Source organism: Mesorhizobium sp. M0768, from assembly GCF_040320195.1.
Lineage (GTDB): Bacteria > Pseudomonadota > Alphaproteobacteria > Rhizobiales > Rhizobiaceae > Mesorhizobium.
In genome coordinates, this window is record NZ_JAMYPD010000057.1 from 1 (window position 1) to 21,663 (window position 21,663).

Consider the following 21,663-nt stretch of genomic DNA (forward strand, 5'->3'; position numbering starts at 1 on the left):
TGTGCATCGGACCCCGTTCCTGAATCTGATAACTCTTTGTTACAAAAGCAGTTTCTCAGATTCTTGGGGCCGATGCACCCCTTACCTTGAGATATTCAGGCTAAAGCGGTCGCCTGAATCCGTTCTGGACGAAGGATGTGAGGCTGATCAGGAACTCGCGAAAGCCGGTCTCCGGCGCAATGCGTTCGAGCGCGGAAAGGCGGTCGATGGCAAGCCGATCCGGTTTGAATTCCTCGACCAATTGACGGATCATCAGCAGATGGTCGGGAAGGCTTTGCGCCTCCGGATAGAGACAGACGACCTTGAGCCCGCCTTCCGCTTCCATCGTCTCGAAATCGACACCCCAACTGCGCGCGTTGCGAATGAGCTGACCGCGGCTTTCTTCGTAGCCAACCAGTAAGGAGCGTTCGCCGGCCGCGACGCCACCGGCCAGGAAATTGGTCACCAGTCAGCGTCTTGCCGGTGCCGGTCGCGCCGCTGACCAGCGTAACGCTGTCGCGGAAGAAACCCCCGCTCGTCATCCTGTCAAGATCGGCATTGCCGCTCGTTACCCGGGAGAGGTAGAGGCGGCTTAAGGCCGGCCTCCTTAGCCTCGAGAGGCGTCAATCTTCTCGGACAGCCAGGTCTTGATAAGGGACTGATAGGGCACGTCGCGCTTGTTCGCCGCGACCTTGATCCGTTCGAGCAGGCTATTGGGCAGCCGCAACGAGATCGAGGTCGACGACGGCTTGAGGTTGGGCAGGCGGACCCGCTCTGCCTTGCTCCAATCGACATGCTCACTGGAGTCGTTGGACTCCCAGAAGGCGCGCTCCTCGGCCTCCGATGCAAAGGTCGGAACCGGCTTAGCTGTCTTGGTCATAGTAGCCTCGCTCCTTGCGGCTCATATCCCGGGCGGAAATCACCCGGATCTTGGTGTCCTTGTCCCGAAGCGTGAAGGTGATGTGCAGCAGCCTTCCATCATCGGTGCGCCCCAGAGCATGAATTCGTTGCTCGATGGCGCTGTGCTTTGCGTCGGGAACGGTCAGCAACGGCTCGTTGAAGAACACCTGTTCCGCCTCGGCTTGGCTGACGTCGTGCTTGTCGATGCTCTTGCGGGCATTGCCCGCATCCCAGTCGAAGCCGGCAATCCGTTCCCATTCGATCATCGATGTATATTGCCATAATATACGCGGATTTCAAGCTCCGTCAGGCGTGAGCGCTCCGCCCAGCAGATTTGGGGGAGAGGAAATGGAGGCAAGGAAAACCCCCTCGCTGATCGGCCAGACCGGTGGCGCTGACGCTCAACCGCCAGCCTCGCAATCCCGGCCGCGTCGTCCGGCGCAGGGCTGAAAGCCCCGCTTGTCCTGCCGGGCAGGGATGCTCACCAGGCAGTTGCACCGGCCCGCCCGCTCCGCGGGCAGGGGGATGTCTTCGGAAGGAAGACGAGAAAGGACCGGTGAAAGGCCGCGTCTGCAACCCTCCAAGGAGCATTCCCATGGAACTGAAATTCGTTGATCCGCGCTCGCTCAAGGACAATCCCGACAAGGCGCGCCGTTCCAAGTCCAGCCGGCAGGCCCCCTGCTGCTGGCGACGATCAAGGCTGTTGGCGTCGTGCAGCCGCCCGTCGGGTGCGCTCCGGTCGGGACAATCCCGAATACGACATCAGGCTTCTCATGGCTGATGGCAGGATTAAACACGTCAGAGTATTCGGCCGCGTGATAAAGCACGACACCGGTCGACTGGATGCGTTGGCGCGGTTCAGGACGTGACACAAAGCCGGCTGTTGGCGCAGGCGCACGACAAACTTAGGTCGGAACTCGCCCACCTCACGAGGGTAATGAGCCTCGGCGCAATGACGGCCTCGATCGCGCATGAGGTCAATCAGCCGCTCTCAGGAATCATTACCAATGCCAGCACGTGCCTTCGCATGCTGGCGGCCGACCCGCCAAACATCGAGGCGCGCAAGAAACCGCGCGCCGCACCATCCGCGACGGCAATCGTGCGGCGGACGTGATTGCACGATTGCGCGCGCTTTTCAGCAAACGGCCCCCGACGATCGAACCAATTGATCTGAACGAGGCTGCGCGAGAGGTGATTGCACTGTCGTCCGGCGATCTTCAACGAAACCGGGTGGTGCTGCACACCGAGTTCGCCGACGGGCTTCCGCCGGTCGGCGGTGGCCGGGTCCAGCTTCAACAGGTAATCATAAACCTGCTGCGGAACGCTTCCGATGCGATGAGCGGCGTCGATGACCGCCCGAGGCAGCTGGTGATCAGAACCGAATTGGACGAAGACGATCACGTGCACCTCTCCGTACAGGACGCCGGCGTTGGTTTCGGGCCGGAAGGAACGGCCCGCCTCTTCGAGGCGTTCTATACAACCAAGAGCGAGGGCATGGGGATCGGGTTGTCCGTCAGCCGCACCATCATAGAGAGCCATAACGGACGCCTGTGGGCTGAACGGAACCGTGGCCCGGGTGCTACGTTCTCATTCTCCATCCCGGAGTACTTCGGGGAAGGGCTTCGCGAGGCCGGCACCATGCGCGCATCGGCTATGGGCAATGCGCAGAGTTCAGCGGGGATTCGATGAAAGTTGTGCAACCACTCGTGTCTGTCGTCGACGACGATGAATCCGTGCGCGAGTCCCTGCCAGACCTGCTTAGAGCGTTCGGTTTCAACGCGAAGTCGTTCTCCTCGGCGGAAGAGTTTCTAACCTCCGACAATTCGGCAGATAGGCTTCGTTATGCCCACGGGATCCTGGTCGGCGGGGTCATCGCCGCCGCCGTCGACAACGATCTGGTGCTGGCGCATTCCCATGATCCGCTCAAGACGGCCTAGCCTAAGTCCTGATCCTCACTGGCGGACCGGCGATCTATCTGCTCGGGAGCGCCAAGTACATGAAGGCGGTCTATCGTGTGGTGCCGGCATCCCAATGGCGGGCGTTCCTGCCCTGCTGCTCCTGATCCCGTCGCCTACACCGTCGACTTGCTCGCTATGGGCTGGCTGACAGAGCTGGCGCACCCACGCCCGGCAGGCATCGAAGAAACGGTATCCGGTCCTGTCGGGCGGACCTCATTCGGCAATCGTCGTCGGCAGTAGAGCCAAAGTGTGATCGCGGCCCAAACCGGTGCTCATGACCATGTTTACGCTTGGGCCGTATGTGGCTGTTGTCTTTTGACATGGTATCGATAACATGCCTTGCGTGAAGTTGATTCCAACGGGTGGTTCATGAGCGATGCCGGACGCCGCAGAGAGCTTGTGCCCGAGTGTCCAGCGTTTTGCTTAGGCACATCGCTGCCGGCTGGTGGAGCGGCATGATGGCCAAGGCCGCCTCATCGAGACCGGGCGAGAGCCACGCCCCGACGATGGTCGACGTGGCGCGGCGGGCAGGTGTGTCCACCATGACGGTTTCACGCGCCCTGAAAGAGGGCAGCCTCGTTTCCAAGGCCACGCGGGAAAAGATCATGGTCGCGGTCAACGACCTCGGCTACGTGCTCGACCAATCGGCCGGCAGCCTGTCCTCGCGCAAGACTGGATTTGTTGCCGCGATGGTTCCATCACTCAACAATTCCAACTTCGCCGATACGGCGCGCGGCATAACGGATGAACTGGAGAGCACGGGACTCCAGCTTCTGCTCGGCTACACCGACTATACGGTCGAGAAGGAGGAAAAGCTGATCGAAGCGATGCTCCGTCGGCGGCCCGAAGGCATCATTCTGACCGGCGGCGCCCATACGGAGCGCGCCCGCCGGCTTCTTAAAAACGCGGGCATCCCTGTAGTCGAAACCTGGGAGTTGCCGGCGAAACCCATCGATCAGGTGGTCGGATTCTCCAATGAAGAGGCGATGGGGCTTCTCGTCAAGACGCTGGCCAGAAAAGGCTACAATAAATTCGGTTACATCGGTGGCACGACCTCGCGCGACACGCGCGGCAGCCAAAGGCGCGAAGGCTTTGTCAGAGCCATTGAGGAGCTCGGCCTGCCAACCGGGCGCCTCGTTTCCTTTGGCGTGCCGCCGATATCCATCGAGCAGGGAGGCCAGGCCGTCGTCAGCATGCTGGAGCGCTGGCCGGACACGCAAGCCGTACTCTGCGTTTCGGACCTTTCGGCCTTCGGCGCACTGATGGAATGCAAGCGCCGGGGCATGCGGATCCCGCAGGACATCGCCATTGCCGGCTTCGGCGACTACGAGGTAGCCGCCTTTTGCCATCCCGGCATCACCACCGTGAATGTCGACTGCTACGGCATCGGGCAACAGGCCGCCCGCAGATTGATCCAGGTGATCCGAGGCGACGAGAAACGACACGGCGAAGAAATCGTCCTCACAAGCTATCGCGTCATCGAGCGCGAAAGCACCTGAGTTCCTGCATCGATTCAAACGCAGCGAAGGGCAGCCCAGCAGCGATGTTTCGCGAGACCATCACCCTCACGCATGACGGTGCCTTGAAAGCCGTTGCAGCCGGAGCAGCGCGCGCCGTCACGACGGGCGTCGCAATGTCTCGTGGTCGTCGATGCGAGCGGCGAAGTCCTCGCCAGCCTGCGCATGGATGGCGCGCGGTTCCTCAGCATGCGTACGGCGCAGGCGAAGGCGTGCACCGCGGCGTCAATAAACGCCGCTACTGGCGGCATGGCGTTCGAAGTGGCGCTCTCAGCCGGTATCGCATCGCAGGGCGACGTGACCAATTTGCCCGGGGGCTTGCCGATCCGCTTCGGCAGACGCCTTGCGGGCGGCATCGGCGTCGGGTCGGGAACCGGCGAGCAGGATTTCGATGTGGCACACGCCGCCTTGGCGGCGGTTGGCGCCGACGTGATTTAATGCGATGTGCCGATGCGCCTCCAGCGCAACCGAAGGATCTTCAGAACGCTATCTGAACCTTCATGGATTTGTTTCGGTCACCGGCGATGTCGAAAGCCGCGACCGCCTCGTCGAGAGCATAGATGCCTGTCAGTAGCGGTTTGACATCCACCCGGCGGCGATTGATCAGGTCGACGGCGAGCGCAAACTCCTCGTGGAAACGGAAAGTGCCCCGCATCTCGATCTCCTTGGCGACGATGAGGTTCTGCGGGATCGACAGATCGCCGCCGAGACCGAGTTGCACGAGCACGCCGCGCGGCTTCAGGACATCGAGCCCTGCACGTACCGCGCGCTCATTGCCAGAGGCCTCGAACATCATGTCGAAACTACCCTTGTCGACATTATAGGCGGCGAGCTTTTCGCTGTTTGTCGCGACATTGATCGTACGGTCGGCACCGATCTCCAGGGCCTTCGCCAGCACGCCGTCCATGACATCGGTTGCAACTATCTCGCGCGCGCCGTGGGCTCGTGCGGCGAGGATGCAAAGCGCGCCGATCGGCCCGCAGCCGGTGACCAGAACCCGCTTGCCGAGCAGCGAGCCGGCGCGGTTCATGGCATGCAGCGTCACCGCGAAGGGCTCGGCAAAAGCGGCTTCGTTAATGGAGATGTGGTCGGCTATTCTGTGGCACTGCCACGTCTCGGCGACCAGGCGCTGGCGGAACGCCCCCTGTATGTGCGGCATCGGCATGGCGCTGCCATAGAAGCGCATGTTGAGGCACTGGTTCTGCATGCCTTGCAGGCAGTAGCGACAGGCATTGCAGGGCCGGCTGGGCGAGATCGCCACGCGATCGCCGACCGCAAGTGTGGAGATGCCGTCGCCGAGGGCCCGCACCGTGCCCGCAACCTCGTGGCCAAGAATCATGGGTTCACGAAGGCGGATCGCGCCGAAGCCGCCATGGTTGTAATAATGCAGGTCCGAGCCGCAGATGCCGCCAGCCTCGACCGCGATCTCGACCTGTCCGGCGCCAGGGGAGCCCGGATCGGTCTCCTCGATCCGCAGGTCTTTTGCGGCGTGGATGACGATCGACTTCATGATGTGATCCCTTCTCAGACGACCGGTGTCAGCAAGGTCTGTCCACCGAAATGGGCCGCGAGATTATCGCGAACGAGCTGACCCATGGCCTTGCGGGTCTCCACCGTGCCGCTGGCGTGGTGCGGTTGCAGCACGATGTTGGTAAGCTTCAGGAAGCGCTCGTCGATGGTTGGCTCGTTCCAGAACACGTCGAGCCCGGCACCCTTGATGGCACTGGATTCCAGGGCCGCGAGCAACGCGGTCTCGTCGATCGTGCTGCCGCGCGAAATATTTATGACGATACCGTCTGCTCCGAGCGCTGCCAGGATCGACGCATTAATCATGTGTTTTGTGCTTTCGCCGCCGGCGAGCGTTACGATCAGAAATTCGCTGTCGCGCGCCAGTTCGAGCAGATCGCCGACAAAAGCATAAGGAAGATCGTCACGCTTGCGGGTGTCGAAATAAGAAATCGTGCAGTCGAAGGCAGCGGCGCGCTTCGCTAGCGCCGCACCGACGCGGCCCATGCCGACAATGCCCAGCCTTTTTCCACAGACACGCGTGACCAGCCCCATATTGCCCTTGCGCCAGCTCCCATCGCGCACATAGACGTCGGCCTGCGGGATTTTTCGCGCCACGGCGAGCAGCAGCCCCATCCCGATATCGGCTACGTCCTCGGTGAGCACATCAGGTGTATTGGTGACACGAATGCCGTTCGCCCTGGCATAGGCAAGGTCGATGGCGTCGGTGCCCACGCCGTAGCAGGAAACGATCTCGAGCTGCGGCAGCTTTCCCATCAGCGCAGCACTTGCGCCAAGCTCGCCGCGCGTAGCGATGGCGCGGATCGCGCCGGCGTGGCTTGAGAGCAACGCGTCCTTGTCCTCGGACCGCCAAAGTTTGTGGACGCGATACTTCGCCTCAAGATCTGCCATGTCCCAATCCGGATAGGGACCTGTCATCAAAATGTCGGTCACGGCATCATCTCCTGTGCGGATTTATTTTTCCATTGACTATGTTATCGATAACATCCATGTCAATAGGGACTGGCGGCGCTGCGCTGCAAATCGTGGCCGCTCAGGAAACATTGCTCAGGAGGAGCATTTGGGCAGTTCATTGTTCGATTTGACCGGCATGCGGGCGCTGGTCACCGGCTCGGGACAGGGGATCGGCCTGGCGCTGGCCGAGGGGTTGGCGCAGCACGGCGCCGAAATCGTGCTCAACGGACGCAGCGCCGAAAAGGTCAAAACAGCTGCGGATGCACTGACAGCGAAGGGGCACAAGGTCCATAGCGCCGTCTTCGACGTCACCGATCATGCTGCGGTGGCGAACGGCGTCGCGGAGATCGAGGCGACGATCGGCGCCATCGATATCCTTATCAACAATGCCGGCATGCAGTTCCGAATGCCGCTCGAGGATTTCCCCGCCGACAAATGGGAGGAACTCTTGCGCACCAACATCTCCAGCGTGTTCTTCGTGGGACAAGCGGTGGCGCGGCACATGATCCCGCGGCGGCGCGGCAAGATCATCAATATCGCCTCGGTGCAAAGCGAACTGGCACGGACGAACATCGCGCCCTATACGGCCACAAAAGGCGCTGTGCGCAACCTGACGCGCGGCATGTGTGCCGATTGGGCGAAGCATGGCTTGCAGATCAATTCCATTGCGCCGGGTTACTTCAAGACGCCGCTCAACCAGGCGCTGGTCGACAATCCCGAGTTTTCAGCCTGGCTGACCAACCGCACACCGGCGGGTCGTTGGGGCGACGTCGGCGAACTGGTCGGCGCGGCGATCTTTCTGGCTGGACCGGCCTCATCCTTTGTCAATGGACACACGCTCTATGTCGATGGCGGCATCACAACCTGCCTCTGAGTCCTGGTCCATCGTCGTGATGGGTGTCAGCGGCTGCGGCAAGACCAGCATTGGCATCGCGATCGCGGCTCGTCTAGGGCTCGCTTTTGTCGAAGGCGACGCGCTGCACCCGCGCGGCAATGTCGAGAAAATGTCGGCGGGCATACCGCTTACCGACGAGGATCGTTGGCCTTGGCTGGACCTGTTGGGCGCAGCCTTGCGCCATGCACATGAGCAAGGACGCGGGCTCGTCGCGAGTTGCTCGGCGCTGAAGAAATCCTATCGCGATCGCCTTCGCCATGGTGCTATCGGGCCGGTGCTTTTCGTATTTTTGGACGGTTCACGTGCGGTGCTGCAAGCCAGGCTTGCCGAGCGCCGCAGCCACTTCTTTCCGCCAGCGCTGCTCGACAGCCAGTTCGCCACACTGGAGCATCCAGGTGACGAGCCGCTGGTGGTCACAGTGGACATCGACGCGCCTGTCGACACGATTGCCGATAGAGTGTCGCAGGGTCTGGTGCACTTGGGTCGACCCTGCCAGGATCAAGGAAAAAGGCACGTTGAAATGACGCAACCAGCAAAAGTCGCCGTTGTCGGTGCCGGCATCATGGGGTCGGCGATCGCCACCCGCCTGATCGAGACTGGGCAAGCCGTAACGGTATTCGATCTGGACAAGGCCAAGGTCGCCGCCCTGACCGCCAAGGGTGCGGCTGCCGCCGCGTCGGCGGCGGAAGCAACGCGGGCGAGCAGCTTCATCGTCCTCAGTCTCAACCATGCCAATATCGTGCGTTCGGTGGTGTTTGGCGATGGTGGTGTCGCTGCTGCGGCGTCGTCGGAAAAGCTGCTGATCGACATGTCTTCGATCGATCCTGTCGACACCGCGCAGATGGCCGGGAAGCTGTCTGCCGAGACCGGCATGAAATGGCTCGACTGCCCGCTTTCGGGCGGCGTTCCCGGCGCGCTGGCCGGCAGGCTGACAGTCATGGCGGGTGGCGAGGCTGAAGACTTCGAACAGGCGCGCGCGGTGATGCGGCATCTCTGCACCAACTACACACTGATGGGGCCGAGTGGGGCAGGGCAGACGACAAAGCTGATCAACCAGCTGTTCTGCGCCGTACTGTTCCAGGCTGTCGCCGAAGCCGTGAAGCTTGCCGAAGCCGGCGGCGTAGACCCGAAGGCAATCCCCGCTGCACTCAAGGGCGGGCGGGCCGACTCCAGCATCATGCAGGAGTTCATGGCAAAATTCGCTGCCCGGGATTTTTCAGCCACCGGCCGCATCGACAACATGCTGAAGGATCTGGATTCGCTGCAGGCCTTCGCGCTGAAAACCAAGACGCCGATGCCGATGACCGGGCAGGTGGTCGAGATCCATCGCCTGCTCTGCGCGGCAGGATTGGGGCCGAACGACTCGGCCGAGATGATGCGTCTGCTCGACGGCAACACCAGCTGATCCGTTGGCCTTATTCTTTGATGCTTGACGCCTAGAAATGTTATCGATAACATCGTTTGGGCGATCTCGGGAGGAACGCATTGTGACCGAGCAAAAACTGATCGAGTTCAAGTCAATTACGAAGGAGTTCGGCGGCACCCGCGCGCTCTCCGACGTGACGCTTGATCTGCACAAGGGCGAGATTCTGGCGCTGCTCGGCGAGAATGGCGCCGGCAAGTCGACGCTGATCAAGACGCTCGCCGGCATCTATCGGCCGGATGGCGGCCAAATCCTGTTTCGCGGCGAGCCCTACCATCATCGCCCGCCGCGGCCGAACCAGCGCCAGCCCGTCGCCTTCATTCACCAGGATCTCGGTCTTATCGAATGGATGACGGTCGGCGAGAATGTCGGCCTCGCCCAAGGCTTTTCGCTTCGCTCCGGGCTCATCGACTGGCGATCGACCGAGGCGAGGGCGCATGAGGCTCTCAAGCTGGTCGGCTGTGACTTCGACCCGACGACACGGGTCCAGGATCTGACCCGTACAGAAAAGTCGCTGGTTGCCATCGCTCGCGCCTTGGCTACCGAGGCCGATGTGCTGGTGCTCGACGAGCCGACCGCCAGCCTTCCCGCCGACGAGGTCGAGCGGCTGTTCGACGCCATCCGTCCGCTCAAGCAGCGCGGCGTCGGCATGATCTATGTCTCGCATCGCCTGGATGAAATTTTCCGCATCGCCGATCGCGTCGCCGTGCTGCGCGACGGCAGGCTGGTCGGCGAGAAGAAGGTCGCCGACACAAAACCGGACGAACTGGTCGAGATGATCGTCGGCCGTCCGGTCAGCCAGGTTTTCAGCAAGGCTCAAACGCAGGCCGGCGAGACGATCTGTGCTGTCCGCGACCTTGTCTGCGCCGGTGCCGGCCCGGTGTCTTTCGACGTGCGCAAGGGTGAGTTGCTCGGCCTGGTCGGCCTGCGCGGCGCCGGGCAGGAACTGGTTGGCCGGGCGCTGTTTGGCTGCCAGGGCTCTTCCGGCACGGTGACGATCCGCGGGGCTGTGCCGGACCTGTCCAGCCCGATCGCGGCGATGTCGTCCGGCATCGGCCTGATCGCGCGTGACAGGACCGAAGAATCAATCGCTGGATCCTTGTCGATCCGTGAGAACAGTTTCCTCAATCCCGGCGCCGGCAAGCGCGGCCTGTTTTCCTTCCTTGCGCCTCACAAGGAGGCTGCGCTGGCGCAGGCGATCGGCAGTTCCGTCGGGCTGCGCCCCAACGATCCGAACCTGCCGATAGAGGCGCTGTCGGGTGGGAACCAGCAAAAGGTGGTCGTCGGGCGCTGGCTGCACACCGGGCGTACGTTGCTGATCGCCGAGGATCCGACGGCCGGCGTCGATGTCGGCGCCAAGGCTGAGGTCTACCGGCTGATCGGCCGCGCGCTTGAAGCCGGCCTCGCCGTCGTCGTGGTGTCGACCGATTTCGAGGAGATTGCCCACATCTGCCACCGCGCTTTGGTGTTTTCGCGAGGACAGATCGTTCGCGAACTCACCGGCAAAGACCTCACCACATCCGCCGTGATCACCGCGGCATCGGCTTCCGAAGCCGCCTGATCTTTCTGGGAGCGAACTCATGCAATCGATCGAATCCAGCGCCCTCGAACCGACCCGCGGCGAGATGGCTGATTTGTCCATGGCGCAGAAGGTTATCCGGCTGCTGCCGGTCTACGGGCTGGTTATCCTGACGGTGTTGCTGATCCTGTTGTTTTCGATCCTGCTGCCGAACACGTTCCCGACGCTGCTTAACCTGCGCTCGATCATCTCCGACAAGGCGATTATTGCGCTGTTGTCGCTGGCGGCGATGATCCCGATGGCGTCGGGACGCATCGACCTCACCGTCGGCTACGGCATTGTGCTGTGGCACATCCTGGCCATCAGTCTGCAGACCATGTTCGGCATTCCGTGGCCGCTGGCAGTGATGATAGTGCTGCTTCTCGGCGCCGCGACCGGCTTCCTCAACGGCCTGCTGGTCGAAGTCGCCCGCATCGACTCTTTCATCGCCACGCTGGGCACCGGCACCGTGCTCTATTCCTTGGCGCTTTGGCACACTGGCGGCCGGCAGGTTGTCGGCGTGTTGCCCAACGGCTTCTACGCGCTCAACGGCACGATGGTGTTCGGGCTGCCGATCACCGGCCTCTACGTGCTTGGCATCGCCGTCGCACTGTGGATCATCCTCGAATATCTGCCGATCGGCCGCTACGTTTATGCCATCGGCGCCAACCCGAAGGCGGCTGCTCTCAATGGCATTCCGGTGCGCCGCTTCGTCATTGGGGCGTTCATCTCCTCGGGCTTCCTGACGGCGCTGACAGGCGTGTTGCTCGCCTCCAAGCTTCGCATTGGCCAAGCCAGCGTCGGACTGGAGTATCTGCTGCCGGCTCTCGTCGGCGCCTTTCTCGGCTCGACCACGATCAAGCCTGGACGAGTCAACGTCTGGGGCACGATGACGGGCGTCATCATCCTGGCGGTCGGCATTTCCGGCATCCAGCAGTTCGGCGGCTCGTTCTTCGTCGAGCCATTGTTCAACGGCGTCACGCTGCTCGTCGCCATAGGCATTGCCGGCTACGCCCAGCGCAAGCGCGGCGCAGCGCAAAGAAACAGGACCAAGACCGTCGCGCAGCCCTCGAAGTGACAAATCGAGCCAAACCCGTGGATCATGGAATGAACGACTACGAGGTTCTCGACGATCGGTTCGGCAAGCTGATGATCGGGCATGCCAAGCTCGAACGGCTATGGACCGGTAGCCGTTGGGCGGAAGGACCGGTGTATGTCCCCGCCGCAAGGCATTTGCGGTGGTCGGACATCCCGAACGATCGGCTGCTGCGCTACGACGAAAGCGATGGTTCCGTCAGCATCTTCGAGGCCCGTTGTAACTACCAGAACGGCCACACACTCGACCGCGAAGGCCGCGTCGTTGCTTGCGAGCATGGCGGGCGCCGTGTCTCCCGGCTCGAGCATGACGGGCGTTGGCAGACGCTTGTCGAAACCGTTGCAGGCAAGCGGTTCAATTCACCCAATGACGTGGTGGTCAAATCCGACGGTACGATCTGGTTCACCGACCCGGTCTACGGCATCGAAAGCCACTACGAGGGCAAGATCGCCAGAGCGGAGATCGGCGGCTCCCATGTCTACCGGTTCGACGAGCTTTCGGGCGAGGTGAGCGCCGTTGTCACCGACATGGTGCAGCCGAACGGCCTGGCTTTTTCGCCCGACGAGACGATCCTCTATGTCTCGGACAGCGGCGCCAGCCATGTGCCCGGCCTGCCGCGCGCGATCAAGGCCTATGACCTTGCCGCCGATGGCCGCTCGGCGCTTGCAGGCGGCATCTTCGCCGAGTGCGGGGCTGGCCTCTTCGATGGTTTTCGCGTCGATCGCGACGGCAACATCTGGGCCTCCAGCGCCGACTCGGTGCGCGTCCATGCACCGGACGGAACCCTGATCGGCCGTATCCTGGTTCCCGAGCTCGTTTCCAATGTCTGTTTCGGCGGTCCCAAGCGCAACCGCCTCTACATCACTGCGCAGACATCCCTTTACGCCATCTACGTCAACGCACATCCGGCCGGTGTTGGTCCGGTGGCGGGCGACATCAGCCGGTGACATGTCGCCAACTCCAATCGAAAGCCGAGTTTGAAAGACCATGCAATTTCTTGAAACCAAGGGAGGTACCAACATGCAACGCAGAACATTCCTGAAATCATCCGTCGCCTTGATGGCCATGACAATCGCTGCTCCTGTCCTGTTCGCCGGCCAGGCACGGGCGGACGCCACAGCCGACGCCATGGCGGTGGTCCAGAAATATGCGCAGAAGGTCACGGCCTGGGATGGCCCGACCACCGGTCCGAAGGCGCAGCAAGGCAAGACGATCGTCGTGCTCGCCGGCGACCTCAAGAACGGCGGCATCCTGGGCGTCACCAACGGCGTCGAGGAAGCAGCCAAGGCGATCGGCTGGGACGTCAAGGTGATTGACGGCGCCGGCTCGATCGGCGGCCGCACCGCTGCCTTCGGCCAAGCCATGGCGTTGAAGCCGAATGGGATCGTCATCAACGGTTTTGACGCGGTCGAGCAGGCGCCGGCGCTGGAACAGGCCAAGGCCGCAGGTATCCCGTTGGTCTCCTGGCATGCCGGACCGGTGATCGGGCCCGACGAGAAAAGCGGCGTGTTCGCCAACGTGTCGACGGATGCCATGCAAGTCTCCACGGCCGCGGCCGACTGGGCCTACGCCGATGCCAAGGGCAAGCCCGGCGTCGTCATCTTCACCGATTCGACCTATGCCATCGCCATCGCCAAAGCCGACAAGATGAAGGCGGAGATCGAGCGGCTGGGCGGCAGGGTGCTCGAATATGTCGACACGCCGATCGCCGAGACTTCGCAGCGCATGCCGCAGCTGACCACTTCGCTGCTGCAGAAATACGGCGATGCCTGGACGCATTCGCTGGCGATCAACGATCTCTATTTCGACTTCATGGGACCCTCACTTGCCGCCGCCGGCAAAGCCGGTACCGACGCGCCGATCAATGTCGCCGCCGGCGACGGTTCGGAATCGGCCTATCAGCGCATTCGCGCCGGTCAGTTCCAGAAGGTGACCGTCGCCGAACCGCTCAACTTGCAGGGCTGGCAATTGGTCGACGAGCTGAACCGCGCCATCGCTGGCGAAAAATGGTCGGGCTATCTGTCGCCGCTGCATGTGGTGACGGCCGACAATGTCGAGTTCGACGGTGGGCCGAATAACGCATTCGACCCCGGCAATGGCTACCGCGACGCATACAAGAAGATCTGGGGCAAGTAGGAGCCCGGCGATGCGGGCGCAATACGCGATGCGCCCGCATCTCATTCGCACGACAAATCCACGGATTGCACCGCGACCTGCCCTTGCCGGCCGGCGGCCATCCCAAGCGCAGAAAATCAGGAAACCCTCGCCATGATCATTCGCTACGCCCTGTTCGAAGGCGAAATCCACCCCGGACGCGAGAGCGAATTCCGGCGCTTTGTCAGGGAAAGGCTAGTGCCGTTGTGGACGCAATTCCCTGGAGCCGAGGAGGTGCGCGTTCTGGATGGCACGGCACGGGATGAGGGCGCCCCCGTCTATGCCATGGCGCTCGCCATCCGTTATCCCGACATGGACGCCTGCAACAAGGCGCTGCATTCCGACGTTCGCTTTCAGAGCCGCGATGTGACCGGAGAGCTGCTCAAGATGTTCACCGGCCGTGTGCATCACCATGTTTTCGAGGCCAACGAGTTTCCAACCGCTCGATAGGATGATCAAAAAAGCTTCACACGACATCGCCGACGCACGTCCAAAACTGGACACCAACGGCATCTTAGACGGGTTCACGCGTCGGCGGTGGACCAGTCCCCAGGGCCGCCAGAACTCGCCGCCTTTTCGCTCGTGCCAGCGGCTCGACAGCCGTAACGGTCAATCGAACAATCTGCGCGACGGAGTAGTCCTCGATCGCCAGCGTGAGCTGGCCGGCTTCGATCTTGGAAAGGTCGAGTACGTCGTTGATGAGCCCGAGGAGGTGGCGGCCGTTTGCCTGCACGCGCGCGACGGTCGTCTTCGCCTTGTCCGGGAGTTCGCCGTAGATGCCGTCGACCAGCAGTTCTGTGAAGCCCAAGACTGAATTGAGCGGTATCCTGAGCTCGTGGCTCATATTCGCGAGGAACTGGGACTTGTGGCGGCTAGCTGCCTCCAGCTCCCGGCCTTTCTCCTCGATCTCGCGGAACAGCTTGGCATTCTGGATCGCGAGCACCGATTGGGCTGCGAAGGTCTCCAGCAGATGGACAACTTGCTCATAGAAGGCACCTGGCTTGTGGCGCCTGACGACCAGTGCACCTACGATCTTGTTGCGTTTAGCCATGAAAGACGACGATTCGCCCAAAGCATGCAAAAGGGGCCCATCGGCTCTCGCGCCGCGATACAAGGCCAGGAAAGCCTTACGCCAGATCAGTTTGTGAAAAGTCATTGCCCTTGTAAAGCAGGGCAAGCCGGTGAGCCTTCGCGCAGGCGTAGACAAAACAATCGCCGAAATTGAGATCGGCTTTGTGCCCGACTGCTTTGCCGTATTTCATGCTGGCTTCGATCGCCCGGTCGCCGATGTCGCCGGATATCGTGATTTCCTTGCCGGCGATCTCGATCAAAAAGGCGTCGACGGTATCACGGGCTTGCGCCAGCATGTTGGCCGTGGGCTTGGCGTTCTTTTTGATGGCTTCGGCCGACGCTCGCGCGAGTCCCTGGACTGCCTCGAACCGGACGAGCGGGGAGATATACAGCGGCTTGGTCGCGGCCGCGAGCCGCTTTTCCAGTTCTTCCGCGCCAGGTTCCTCGTTCAGGATGGCAACGATCACCGAGGCATCGACGAACATTAGTCGTCGCCCCACATTTCGTCGGTGAATTTCTTCATATCGAAATCAGGGTTGGCTGGCCCGATCCGCCGCGCCATTTCCTTGACTTTGGCAAGTCTCTCGCGCAGCGGGACGCTGCCGCGGTTGCGCTCGATCTCATGGCGCAAAGCGGTTCTGACCGCCTCGGTCTTGCTGCGCGCCTTGGTAATCTGCTGCAGCTCGACGGCCATGGCATCGACGTCGGGATCGCGAATGAAGAGCGGCATTTGTATATCCTCTGAGTGATATATGTATATCATATCGGAGATATACTCGCCAGCGAATTCGCGAGCGGCGGTTTTGATAAGGAGGGAGGGAGGAATCCAGCTCGCGAAAATCCGTCGGGAGGGTCGGTTCTGGTGCTCAGTCCTTGGAATTGCTCGGCGTCTGAAACACGTCGCTCCGGCCATGTCACTGTCAACGCCCACATGCCCAAGGCGTATCGACGCTACGTGCGCCGACGCATGCGCATCCCAACATCCGCGGCAGTAACTATGACCAGTGAAGGAAAGGAAGAAAGAATGCTGAAAAGCCAACACTTGATCAGATGCATGCCCTCGGGTTCGCCGGCATGGCGGCCGCCTGCGGGAGCTTGCCGAGCAGGACAGTGCTGGCGACCTAAGTCGCGACGAGTGGCTCGGCCTGATGCTCGATCGCAGCTCCAACTGATCCGCACGATTAGAAATGCAAATCTGCATTACCATCAATAGCAGAGGCCCGCGTTGTCGAGCAGTTGCCCCGGAGCTCGTGCCGGCCGCCCAAGGAGCGTACCGGTAAAATGGAGTGAAATCCTTAGCCGTTCCTTCATTCATCCCGGCTTTAATACTTCCATGGAATGGGGTGGCCGTATCTTGAGGCGGTTTGTTAGCCGTCAGCGACAAACAGGCGAGAGCGGCAACGTTGCTACTATTTTTGCCCTGTCGTTGCCGATTGTCGTCGGCGCAGCGGGTCTCGGTATCGAGACCTCCTACTGGTATTTTAGCAGCCTGAAATTACAGGCGGTGGCGGATGCGGCGGCCTATGCTGGCGCTTTGGAAAAGGTTTCGGGATCTGACAAGCCAACGATTGTCTCCGCCGCGACACTGTCAGCGACGACGAACGGCTGGGACCCGTCAGCAGGCACAATTGAAATCTTCACGCCCCCGTCCTCTGGCCCGAATGTCGCCCAAAAGGCCGTCGAGGTCATCGTCCATCAGAACCTCGATCGGTTTTTTACATCGATATTCACGCAAAACCCGGTCGGCGCACGGGCAAGAGCGGTGGCTCTTATCACGGCTGCTTCAAAGGCCTGCCTTACGGCGCTCGATCCTTCCGCTTCGAAAGCGGCGCTGTTTTCCGGCAGTTCCAACCTCAAACTGACCGGCTGCGTCGTAATGTCGAATTCGATAGCCGCGGACGCCATCAAGCTTCAGGGATCGGCAAGCCTTCAGGTCGATTGCCTAATATCGGCAGGCGGTGTTTCGTTGAGCAACCCCGTGACGACCGTCTGCGCCAGCCCGATAACCCAGGCGTTGCCCGCTGCCGATCCTTTTGCCGACTTGCCGGCGCCACCGGCCACGAACCCCTGTCAAAACAGCAACCAGTCGACGTTGCAACCTGGAACATACTGCAGGGGGCTCAGCTTGAGCGGCAATGTGACGCTCTCGGCCGGGGTATACGTCATTCAGGGAGGAGATTTCAAAGCGAACTCGAATGCAAATATTTCAGGCGAGGGAGTCATCATCTATCTGGCCGGCAGCGCGGGCGTCAGCATGAACGGCACGGCCACTGTCAAGCTCAGCGCACCGACGTTAGGCACCTATTCGGGGGTGCTGTTTTACGGCGACAAAGCTAACCGGACGGGATCGAACACGTTTAATGGCACGGCAGATTCGCTTTTGACCGGCGCTTTGTATTTTCCAACACAGGATGTCAATTACCTCGGCAATTTCTCGGGCAAAGGTGGTTGCACTCAGGTCGTCGCCAGTTCCGTGCAGTGGTCCGGCAATGCGAACGTCAATCAGGATTGCACGAGCCTTGGAATGCGAGACATTCCGGCCACGCAATCGATAAAGCTTGTCGAGTAATCTTCGTGGCACGATTACCAGCCCGAATGTTCGGGAGCGATTCGGGTATTGCCTCGGTGGAGTTTGCGCTGGTTGTGCCGATCCTTTGCCTGGTACTTCTTGCCATCATTGACGGCTGGTCTTTTGTATCAAGCGCGTTGTCGATGCGTGCGGGCGTGAAAACGGCGGCCAATCTCGTGATGCAAGGGGCAGCCGACGACGCGGCTACCCAGACCGTCGCCCTTTCGAGCTGGGAAAATCATCCCGATGACGCGCAGGTGACGCTGAGCCGGAAACATATGTGCGGGATCACCGTGGTCGATCCATCTGTGCTGTGCGACAGTTTGAAAGCTTCCGCGGTTTTCGTTGAAATACAGGCGACGGCCACCTGGTCGCCGCCCTTCAGTTTCGGCGAGTTTTCCCTCTCGCGCGAGCTCAGCCACAAACAGGTGATACGTGTTCGCTAAAGGGAGAGCCTTCATACGTGGGGCATCAGGCGGAGCCGCACTGGAGTTCGCGCTGATCGCGCCTATTCTGATAATGCTTTTGATCGGCATCTTCGCATTCGGCTGGGCTCTGAATGCCATGTCAAGTGTTCGCTATACTCTGGAAACCTCCTCACGAGCGCTGCAAATGAAGAATTCGCTGACCGAAGCCGAGATAAAAGCGATCGCCACGGCAAAATTGCTGAGTTTGGGATTAACCGACGTCGACGTAACAATAGCAATCGACGCCCCCAGCGGCGGCTTTCGAATGGCCCATCTGACCGCCAAATATGCGTTCGCGATCGAGTTTCCGTACTTCGACCGATACTCGATAAATTATGCGACAACTGTCACAGTTCCGTTGGTTGCGTCATGAGCGCACCCAATAGTCTCCTTACGCAACATGCGCAGTGATCGGCTTGTTCTTCTTTGCTTGCGTTCAGGTCTGCTTCACCGCCACCAGCCAGAACGTAGGCTTCGGCGCGGGCCTTCATCCTAGATCGGGGACGGCATGTATGATCACGGCCTTTGCCCCGGCAATGCGCGGCTTGCCGTCCCTCACCTCGGCCGCTATTCCCTGCCTAACGCCATCGCCCGCGTGCTGCACAGCGCGGACCGACGGCAGAGACTCCCTGACGAAGATAATCCCGGCCGCCGGCTCCGCGCTCGCTCACGATCTCGCCAGCGGAAAGTCCATGCACAGCGGGCGCTATCGCTTGACGGCGGTCGGCACCGGCCTGGCGACGAAGAACTTGGCGCAACGTCTGAAGGCGGACGTTGGCACCCCCTTCCGGGCGGACCCATCGGCTACCCGGAAGGGCAGCTCAAGAATCCTGACAGGGCGCTGTATCCAGGCCGAGGCAAGGGGCCGAGGCATATGGAAACCCTTTTTGACCCGACTGGACAGCGATCGCAGCTCGAGCGGGTAACAACGCTCCGCGATTCAATCCGGCTCGCGCGTGGGCGGTTCTGATATACAAGTGGGGTGCCTAACGGAGGTCACAATGGTTGAAGAAGGCGACAACCGCCGCGAACGGAGACAGCGCGTCCTGAAGGGTGCCGCGATCATTAACGGCATCAACAACTCCGAAATCACCTGCACCATTCGACACCAGAACGTCGGCGGAGCCGAACTCAAGGTGCCGGTCGAAGCCCTGGTGCCGGAGCATTTCCTTCTCTACGTGCCGACCGATGGCGTTGCCTATCGGTCTGTGTTGCGCTGGCGCAGGAACGACCGTGTCGGTGTGCAGTTCACCGAAACAGTGCCCAAACCGCGCCTTCACTATGGCTGAAGTTCTCGTTGCACCAGCCGAGCACTACCGGCAGCAACAGTTGGCACTGACCTTCAACACAGCAAAGGAAGCCGCCGTACTGCCATCGGCAAAGGCTCAACTCACACAAGCCGTCGATTGTCTCGTCGACCTTCAGGTTCTGACCGCTCAGCGCGGCATCGCGCCAAAATGTCGCCGCATCACGTTCATCGGGAACGGACAATGATTGGAACCGAACTCGCCAGCGCGGGCTCGCGGCGGTAGACGACCGAGAGGCTCTGCCGCCCCAGAATTTCCCGGTCAACCGCCGCAACCCCGGGTCGCTATCCTATGATGCGGGCCAGCACCGCGAGGCCAGGCCCCGCCACGGCCGCCGCGGCCATGTCGGCCATCACGCGATTGACCAGCACAATGCTGGCGCCTGCCCCGTACTCGGCAATCCATTTCGCGCCGGGCGTGCCGGAAAGCCTTGCATCGAAGTAGATCGACAATTAGGTCGACGTCGTCAGTTGCCCTGACATCCTCGAGCGTGACGGCATCGGTGATGAAAAGAGCGGTCGTCCATCCGCCGACGAGTACAAGGGCGCTCGCGCAGGTCGTCGCGTCCGCCAACGGCCGATCAGTTGGCAGGCCGCGGGCGCGGTCCCGGGCCGGGCTCGTAAACACCAACAAGACCTTCGACGTTGTTGCATTGATAGGCAATGCCAGCGCAAGCGACATTCGTAGATAAGAGATGGCTTAACTAAGAGTTCCCTCAACCACGCCCGGTTCGAGCAAGGATCGGGTAAACCGGCTCGGGACCCTACTCCTCGGCCAGCTCTCTTCCGGAACCTATTCAGCGGCACCAAAGTTGGGGTGGAGGTCAGGAGTGTGCGATGAGTTCCAAAACTGGGGATGGTCGGCTCTCTTTCATTGAGTTTCAGTCGCCCACGCTGGTCGAGAACGCGCCTGAGGACAGCGAATGGCTTCATGAGATCAAGTACGATGGCTACCGCACCGAACTGATCATTGAGGGCGGCAAAGCGCGAGCCTTCACGCGCCGTGGCTACGACTGGTCGCACCGATACCGACGAATTGTTCAAGCGGCGGCGGGCTTGCCGGTGAAGGCGGCGATCATCGACGGGGAGGCTGTCGTTCTCGGCGACACTGGCCTGCCGGACTACCAAGCGTTGGAACGGGAGTTGGGCAACCCAGACTCGCCGAGGCTCATCTTCTACGCATTCGACCTGCTGCACCTCAACGGGCGCGATCTGCGGCAGCAGCCGCTGGTAAGGCGTAAGGCAGCCCTAGAGAAGCTGCTGAAGAACTCAGCCCCGACATTGACCTACGCCGAACATCTGGAGTTGGGCGGCACGGACGTGTTTGAACATGCCTGCCGTATGGGGTTGGAGGGCATCGTCTCCAAGCGCACCGATGCCACCTACCGCTCAGGGATCCAGACCAGTTGGCTCAAGGTGAAGTGCATCAAGAGCGACACTTTCCCCATCGTGGCATTTGTCGAGAAGCTGGGCGCTCACCCGCGCCGCATCGCATCCCTCTACATCGGTCGCCGCGAGGGCGACCGACTGCTCTATGCCGGGAAGGCCCGCAGCGGCTACACCTTGAGCGTTGCTCAACTGGTTCGAGAGCGGCTCGACCCGCTGATCATCAGCAAGTCGCCTCTGTCAGAGCCCATCGTGAAGCCGAAGGCGACGTGGGTCAGACCAGAGGTGCTGGCCGAGGTACAGTTCAGCGGCGTCACTGATCGCGGCGTATTGCGCGAGGCAGTATTCAAGGGTCTGCGAGAAGACCTCGTGGCGATCCCGGCCAAGCCTCCGGCGCCATCAAAGCGACGTGGACCAGCCCAGGAACATGGCGTTCCCAGCGAGAACATCCTGCAACTGCTGCCCGACGCGGTCTCGCCCTCCAAGGAAGAGCTTGCGCGCTACTGGCAGAGGGTTGCCGATTACGCACTCGTCCATCTCGGCCACCGACCGCTGAAGCTGGTCCGCCATGCTCTCGGGGCAACCTTCTACCACAAGGGCGCGCTGCCGAAGATCCCCGCAGCAGTGCATCAGTTGCGCGTTCAAAAGCGCGAGGGTGGCGAAGGTGTGCGCGTGTGGGTGGACGACCTTGCCGGCTTGCTGGGGCTGGTCGAGATGGACGCGGTAGAGCTGCATCCCTGGAACGCTACTGTTGACGACATCGAACATGCCGACCGGGTTGTTCTGGACCTTGATCCGGGCGAGGGGGTCGAGTGGGATGAAGTGATCGAGACCGCGCTAACGCTCCGCGACATCATGGAAGCGGAAGGTCTGCAGAGCTGGCCGAAGGTGACGGGCGGCAAG

At 61.4% G+C, this 21,663-nt stretch carries 26 protein-coding genes and 2 pseudogenes; 19 read left to right on the plus strand and 9 right to left on the minus strand.

Annotation, left to right across the window (positions count from 1 at the left end; all coding sequences use genetic code 11):
• Positions 1-100: 100 nt before the first annotated feature.
• The 3 genes from NKI08_RS32935 to NKI08_RS32945 all read right to left on the minus strand — a co-directional run bounded on the left by NKI08_RS32935 (position 101) and on the right by NKI08_RS32945 (position 1,145).
• Positions 101-445, minus strand: coding sequence for an ATPase domain-containing protein (locus NKI08_RS32935; RefSeq protein WP_352775459.1), 345 nt, complete (start codon positions 443-445; stop codon positions 101-103).
• Positions 446-586: 141 nt separating this feature from the next.
• Positions 587-859 (minus strand): BrnA antitoxin family protein, encoded by a 273-nt coding sequence (locus NKI08_RS32940; RefSeq protein ID WP_352474883.1) that lies wholly within the window; start codon positions 857-859, stop codon positions 587-589.
• A complete protein-coding gene (locus NKI08_RS32945; protein WP_352474884.1) occupies positions 843-1,145 on the minus strand; it encodes a BrnT family toxin in 303 nt (100 codons plus the stop codon). The genes NKI08_RS32940 and NKI08_RS32945 overlap by 17 nt, the downstream gene beginning before the upstream one ends.
• A gap of 671 nt (positions 1,146-1,816) precedes the next feature.
• Between NKI08_RS32945 and NKI08_RS32950 the strand changes: the two genes are divergently transcribed.
• From NKI08_RS32950 to NKI08_RS32970, 5 genes and pseudogenes are all read left to right on the plus strand, one after another.
• Entirely contained in the window at positions 1,817-1,993 is a 177-nt protein-coding gene (locus tag NKI08_RS32950; protein ID WP_352775463.1) for a histidine kinase dimerization/phospho-acceptor domain-containing protein, read from the plus strand.
• A gap of 221 nt (positions 1,994-2,214) precedes the next feature.
• Positions 2,215-2,568, plus strand: coding sequence for an ATP-binding protein (locus NKI08_RS32955; RefSeq protein WP_352775496.1), 354 nt, complete (start codon positions 2,215-2,217; stop codon positions 2,566-2,568).
• A pseudogene (locus tag NKI08_RS32960) lies at positions 2,565-2,696 on the plus strand (DNA-binding response regulator); the annotation flags it as partial. The gene NKI08_RS32955 and the pseudogene NKI08_RS32960, both read left to right, overlap by 4 nt.
• Before the next feature lie 596 nt (positions 2,697-3,292).
• Positions 3,293-4,336, plus strand: a complete 1,044-nt coding sequence (locus tag NKI08_RS32965; RefSeq protein WP_352775465.1) for a LacI family DNA-binding transcriptional regulator — start codon at positions 3,293-3,295, stop codon at positions 4,334-4,336.
• A gap of 141 nt (positions 4,337-4,477) precedes the next feature.
• Positions 4,478-4,792, plus strand: a complete 315-nt coding sequence (locus NKI08_RS32970; protein ID WP_352775468.1) for a heme-binding protein — start codon at positions 4,478-4,480, stop codon at positions 4,790-4,792.
• A gap of 40 nt (positions 4,793-4,832) precedes the next feature.
• Here NKI08_RS32970 and NKI08_RS32975 read toward each other — a convergent pair whose 3' ends face one another.
• Positions 4,833-5,864 (minus strand): L-idonate 5-dehydrogenase, encoded by a 1,032-nt coding sequence (locus NKI08_RS32975; protein ID WP_352775471.1) that lies wholly within the window; start codon positions 5,862-5,864, stop codon positions 4,833-4,835.
• A 14-nt stretch (positions 5,865-5,878) separates the two neighbouring features.
• A complete protein-coding gene (locus NKI08_RS32980) occupies positions 5,879-6,799 on the minus strand; it encodes a 2-hydroxyacid dehydrogenase (protein WP_352775498.1) in 921 nt (306 codons plus the stop codon).
• 172 nt (positions 6,800-6,971) lie between these two features.
• Between NKI08_RS32980 and NKI08_RS32985 the strand changes: the two genes are divergently transcribed.
• From NKI08_RS32985 to NKI08_RS33020, 8 genes and pseudogenes are all read left to right on the plus strand, one after another.
• Positions 6,972-7,709 carry an SDR family oxidoreductase gene (locus tag NKI08_RS32985; protein ID WP_352771297.1) on the plus strand — a complete coding sequence of 246 codons (738 nt, stop codon included), beginning with the start codon at positions 6,972-6,974 and terminating at the stop codon, positions 7,707-7,709.
• A pseudogene (locus NKI08_RS32990) lies at positions 7,678-8,214 on the plus strand (gluconokinase); the annotation flags it as partial. The gene NKI08_RS32985 and the pseudogene NKI08_RS32990, both read left to right, overlap by 32 nt.
• Positions 8,215-8,250: 36 nt before the next feature.
• On the plus strand, positions 8,251-9,135 hold the full coding sequence (locus NKI08_RS32995) for an NAD(P)-dependent oxidoreductase (protein WP_352775501.1): 885 nt from the start codon (positions 8,251-8,253) through the stop codon (positions 9,133-9,135).
• A 37-nt stretch (positions 9,136-9,172) separates the two neighbouring features.
• A complete protein-coding gene (locus NKI08_RS33000; RefSeq protein ID WP_502899698.1) occupies positions 9,173-10,714 on the plus strand; it encodes a sugar ABC transporter ATP-binding protein in 1,542 nt (513 codons plus the stop codon).
• A gap of 19 nt (positions 10,715-10,733) precedes the next feature.
• Positions 10,734-11,789: an ABC transporter permease gene (locus NKI08_RS33005; RefSeq protein ID WP_352775475.1), complete on the plus strand. Its 1,056-nt coding sequence runs from the start codon at positions 10,734-10,736 to the stop codon at positions 11,787-11,789.
• Positions 11,790-11,818: 29 nt separating this feature from the next.
• Positions 11,819-12,754 (plus strand): SMP-30/gluconolactonase/LRE family protein, encoded by a 936-nt coding sequence (locus NKI08_RS33010; protein ID WP_352775477.1) that lies wholly within the window; start codon positions 11,819-11,821, stop codon positions 12,752-12,754.
• Between the two features lie 73 nt (positions 12,755-12,827).
• Entirely contained in the window at positions 12,828-13,943 is a 1,116-nt protein-coding gene (locus NKI08_RS33015) for an ABC transporter substrate-binding protein (protein ID WP_352771271.1), read from the plus strand.
• A gap of 132 nt (positions 13,944-14,075) precedes the next feature.
• The gene (locus tag NKI08_RS33020; RefSeq protein ID WP_352474892.1) at positions 14,076-14,411 is read left to right on the plus strand and encodes a hypothetical protein; all 336 of its coding nucleotides are present in this window, start codon (positions 14,076-14,078) and stop codon (positions 14,409-14,411) included.
• 64 nt (positions 14,412-14,475) lie between these two features.
• Here the strand turns inward: NKI08_RS33020 and NKI08_RS33025 are convergent, their stop codons facing one another.
• From NKI08_RS33025 to NKI08_RS33035, 3 genes are all read right to left on the minus strand, one after another.
• The gene (locus NKI08_RS33025) at positions 14,476-15,012 is read right to left on the minus strand and encodes a GAF domain-containing sensor histidine kinase (protein WP_352775481.1); all 537 of its coding nucleotides are present in this window, start codon (positions 15,010-15,012) and stop codon (positions 14,476-14,478) included.
• A 76-nt stretch (positions 15,013-15,088) separates the two neighbouring features.
• Positions 15,089-15,517 (minus strand): type II toxin-antitoxin system VapC family toxin, encoded by a 429-nt coding sequence (locus NKI08_RS33030; RefSeq protein WP_352775482.1) that lies wholly within the window; start codon positions 15,515-15,517, stop codon positions 15,089-15,091.
• A complete protein-coding gene (locus tag NKI08_RS33035; protein WP_352502773.1) occupies positions 15,517-15,762 on the minus strand; it encodes a type II toxin-antitoxin system VapB family antitoxin in 246 nt (81 codons plus the stop codon). The genes NKI08_RS33030 and NKI08_RS33035 overlap by 1 nt, the downstream gene beginning before the upstream one ends.
• A gap of 603 nt (positions 15,763-16,365) precedes the next feature.
• Between NKI08_RS33035 and NKI08_RS33040 the strand changes: the two genes are divergently transcribed.
• From NKI08_RS33040 to NKI08_RS33065, 5 genes are all read left to right on the plus strand, one after another.
• Positions 16,366-17,601: a pilus assembly protein TadG-related protein gene (locus NKI08_RS33040; RefSeq protein WP_352775485.1), complete on the plus strand. Its 1,236-nt coding sequence runs from the start codon at positions 16,366-16,368 to the stop codon at positions 17,599-17,601.
• A 26-nt stretch (positions 17,602-17,627) separates the two neighbouring features.
• A complete protein-coding gene (locus NKI08_RS33045) occupies positions 17,628-18,047 on the plus strand; it encodes a TadE/TadG family type IV pilus assembly protein (protein WP_352474371.1) in 420 nt (139 codons plus the stop codon).
• Positions 18,037-18,441 carry a TadE/TadG family type IV pilus assembly protein gene (locus NKI08_RS34825; RefSeq protein WP_502898563.1) on the plus strand — a complete coding sequence of 135 codons (405 nt, stop codon included), beginning with the start codon at positions 18,037-18,039 and terminating at the stop codon, positions 18,439-18,441. The genes NKI08_RS33045 and NKI08_RS34825 overlap by 11 nt, the downstream gene beginning before the upstream one ends.
• Before the next feature lie 628 nt (positions 18,442-19,069).
• Positions 19,070-19,357: a PilZ domain-containing protein gene (locus NKI08_RS33060; RefSeq protein WP_352775488.1), complete on the plus strand. Its 288-nt coding sequence runs from the start codon at positions 19,070-19,072 to the stop codon at positions 19,355-19,357.
• Positions 19,350-19,562 (plus strand): hypothetical protein, encoded by a 213-nt coding sequence (locus tag NKI08_RS33065; protein WP_352775490.1) that lies wholly within the window; start codon positions 19,350-19,352, stop codon positions 19,560-19,562. Before NKI08_RS33060 ends, NKI08_RS33065 begins: the two co-directional genes overlap by 8 nt.
• Before the next feature lie 97 nt (positions 19,563-19,659).
• Here NKI08_RS33065 and NKI08_RS33070 read toward each other — a convergent pair whose 3' ends face one another.
• A complete protein-coding gene (locus NKI08_RS33070; RefSeq protein ID WP_352502857.1) occupies positions 19,660-19,827 on the minus strand; it encodes a hypothetical protein in 168 nt (55 codons plus the stop codon).
• Positions 19,828-20,211: 384 nt separating this feature from the next.
• Between NKI08_RS33070 and ligD the strand changes: the two genes are divergently transcribed.
• Positions 20,212-21,663, plus strand: a 1,452-nt coding sequence (gene ligD / locus NKI08_RS33075; protein WP_352775493.1) for a DNA ligase D, incomplete at its 3' end; no start/stop codon positions are given.

Bases quoted from the DNA above. Each gene is read 5' to 3' on its own strand.
- NKI08_RS32940 (WP_352474883.1), bottom strand. From the start codon at position 859: ATGACCAAGACAGCTAAGCCGGTTCCGACCTTTGCATCGGAGGCCGAG.
- NKI08_RS32945 (WP_352474884.1), bottom strand. From the start codon at position 1,145: ATGATCGAATGGGAACGGATTGCCGGCTTCGACTGGGATGCGGGCAAT.
- NKI08_RS32950 (WP_352775463.1), top strand. From the start codon at position 1,817: ATGAGCCTCGGCGCAATGACGGCCTCGATCGCGCATGAGGTCAATCAG.
- NKI08_RS32955 (WP_352775496.1), top strand. From the start codon at position 2,215: ATGAGCGGCGTCGATGACCGCCCGAGGCAGCTGGTGATCAGAACCGAA.
- NKI08_RS32965 (WP_352775465.1), top strand. From the start codon at position 3,293: ATGATGGCCAAGGCCGCCTCATCGAGACCGGGCGAGAGCCACGCCCCG.
- NKI08_RS32975 (WP_352775471.1), bottom strand. From the start codon at position 5,864: ATGAAGTCGATCGTCATCCACGCCGCAAAAGACCTGCGGATCGAGGAG.
- NKI08_RS32980 (WP_352775498.1), bottom strand. From the start codon at position 6,799: ATGACAGGTCCCTATCCGGATTGGGACATGGCAGATCTTGAGGCGAAG.
- NKI08_RS32985 (WP_352771297.1), top strand. From the start codon at position 6,972: ATGCGGGCGCTGGTCACCGGCTCGGGACAGGGGATCGGCCTGGCGCTG.
- NKI08_RS32995 (WP_352775501.1), top strand. From the start codon at position 8,251: ATGACGCAACCAGCAAAAGTCGCCGTTGTCGGTGCCGGCATCATGGGG.
- NKI08_RS33000 (WP_502899698.1), top strand. From the start codon at position 9,173: ATGTTATCGATAACATCGTTTGGGCGATCTCGGGAGGAACGCATTGTG.
- NKI08_RS33005 (WP_352775475.1), top strand. From the start codon at position 10,734: ATGCAATCGATCGAATCCAGCGCCCTCGAACCGACCCGCGGCGAGATG.
- NKI08_RS33010 (WP_352775477.1), top strand. From the start codon at position 11,819: ATGAACGACTACGAGGTTCTCGACGATCGGTTCGGCAAGCTGATGATC.
- NKI08_RS33015 (WP_352771271.1), top strand. From the start codon at position 12,828: ATGCAACGCAGAACATTCCTGAAATCATCCGTCGCCTTGATGGCCATG.
- NKI08_RS33020 (WP_352474892.1), top strand. From the start codon at position 14,076: ATGATCATTCGCTACGCCCTGTTCGAAGGCGAAATCCACCCCGGACGC.
- NKI08_RS33025 (WP_352775481.1), bottom strand. From the start codon at position 15,012: ATGGCTAAACGCAACAAGATCGTAGGTGCACTGGTCGTCAGGCGCCAC.
- NKI08_RS33030 (WP_352775482.1), bottom strand. From the start codon at position 15,517: ATGTTCGTCGATGCCTCGGTGATCGTTGCCATCCTGAACGAGGAACCT.
- NKI08_RS33035 (WP_352502773.1), bottom strand. From the start codon at position 15,762: ATGCCGCTCTTCATTCGCGATCCCGACGTCGATGCCATGGCCGTCGAG.
- NKI08_RS33040 (WP_352775485.1), top strand. From the start codon at position 16,366: ATGGAATGGGGTGGCCGTATCTTGAGGCGGTTTGTTAGCCGTCAGCGA.
- NKI08_RS33045 (WP_352474371.1), top strand. From the start codon at position 17,628: ATGTTCGGGAGCGATTCGGGTATTGCCTCGGTGGAGTTTGCGCTGGTT.
- NKI08_RS33060 (WP_352775488.1), top strand. From the start codon at position 19,070: ATGGTTGAAGAAGGCGACAACCGCCGCGAACGGAGACAGCGCGTCCTG.
- NKI08_RS33065 (WP_352775490.1), top strand. From the start codon at position 19,350: ATGGCTGAAGTTCTCGTTGCACCAGCCGAGCACTACCGGCAGCAACAG.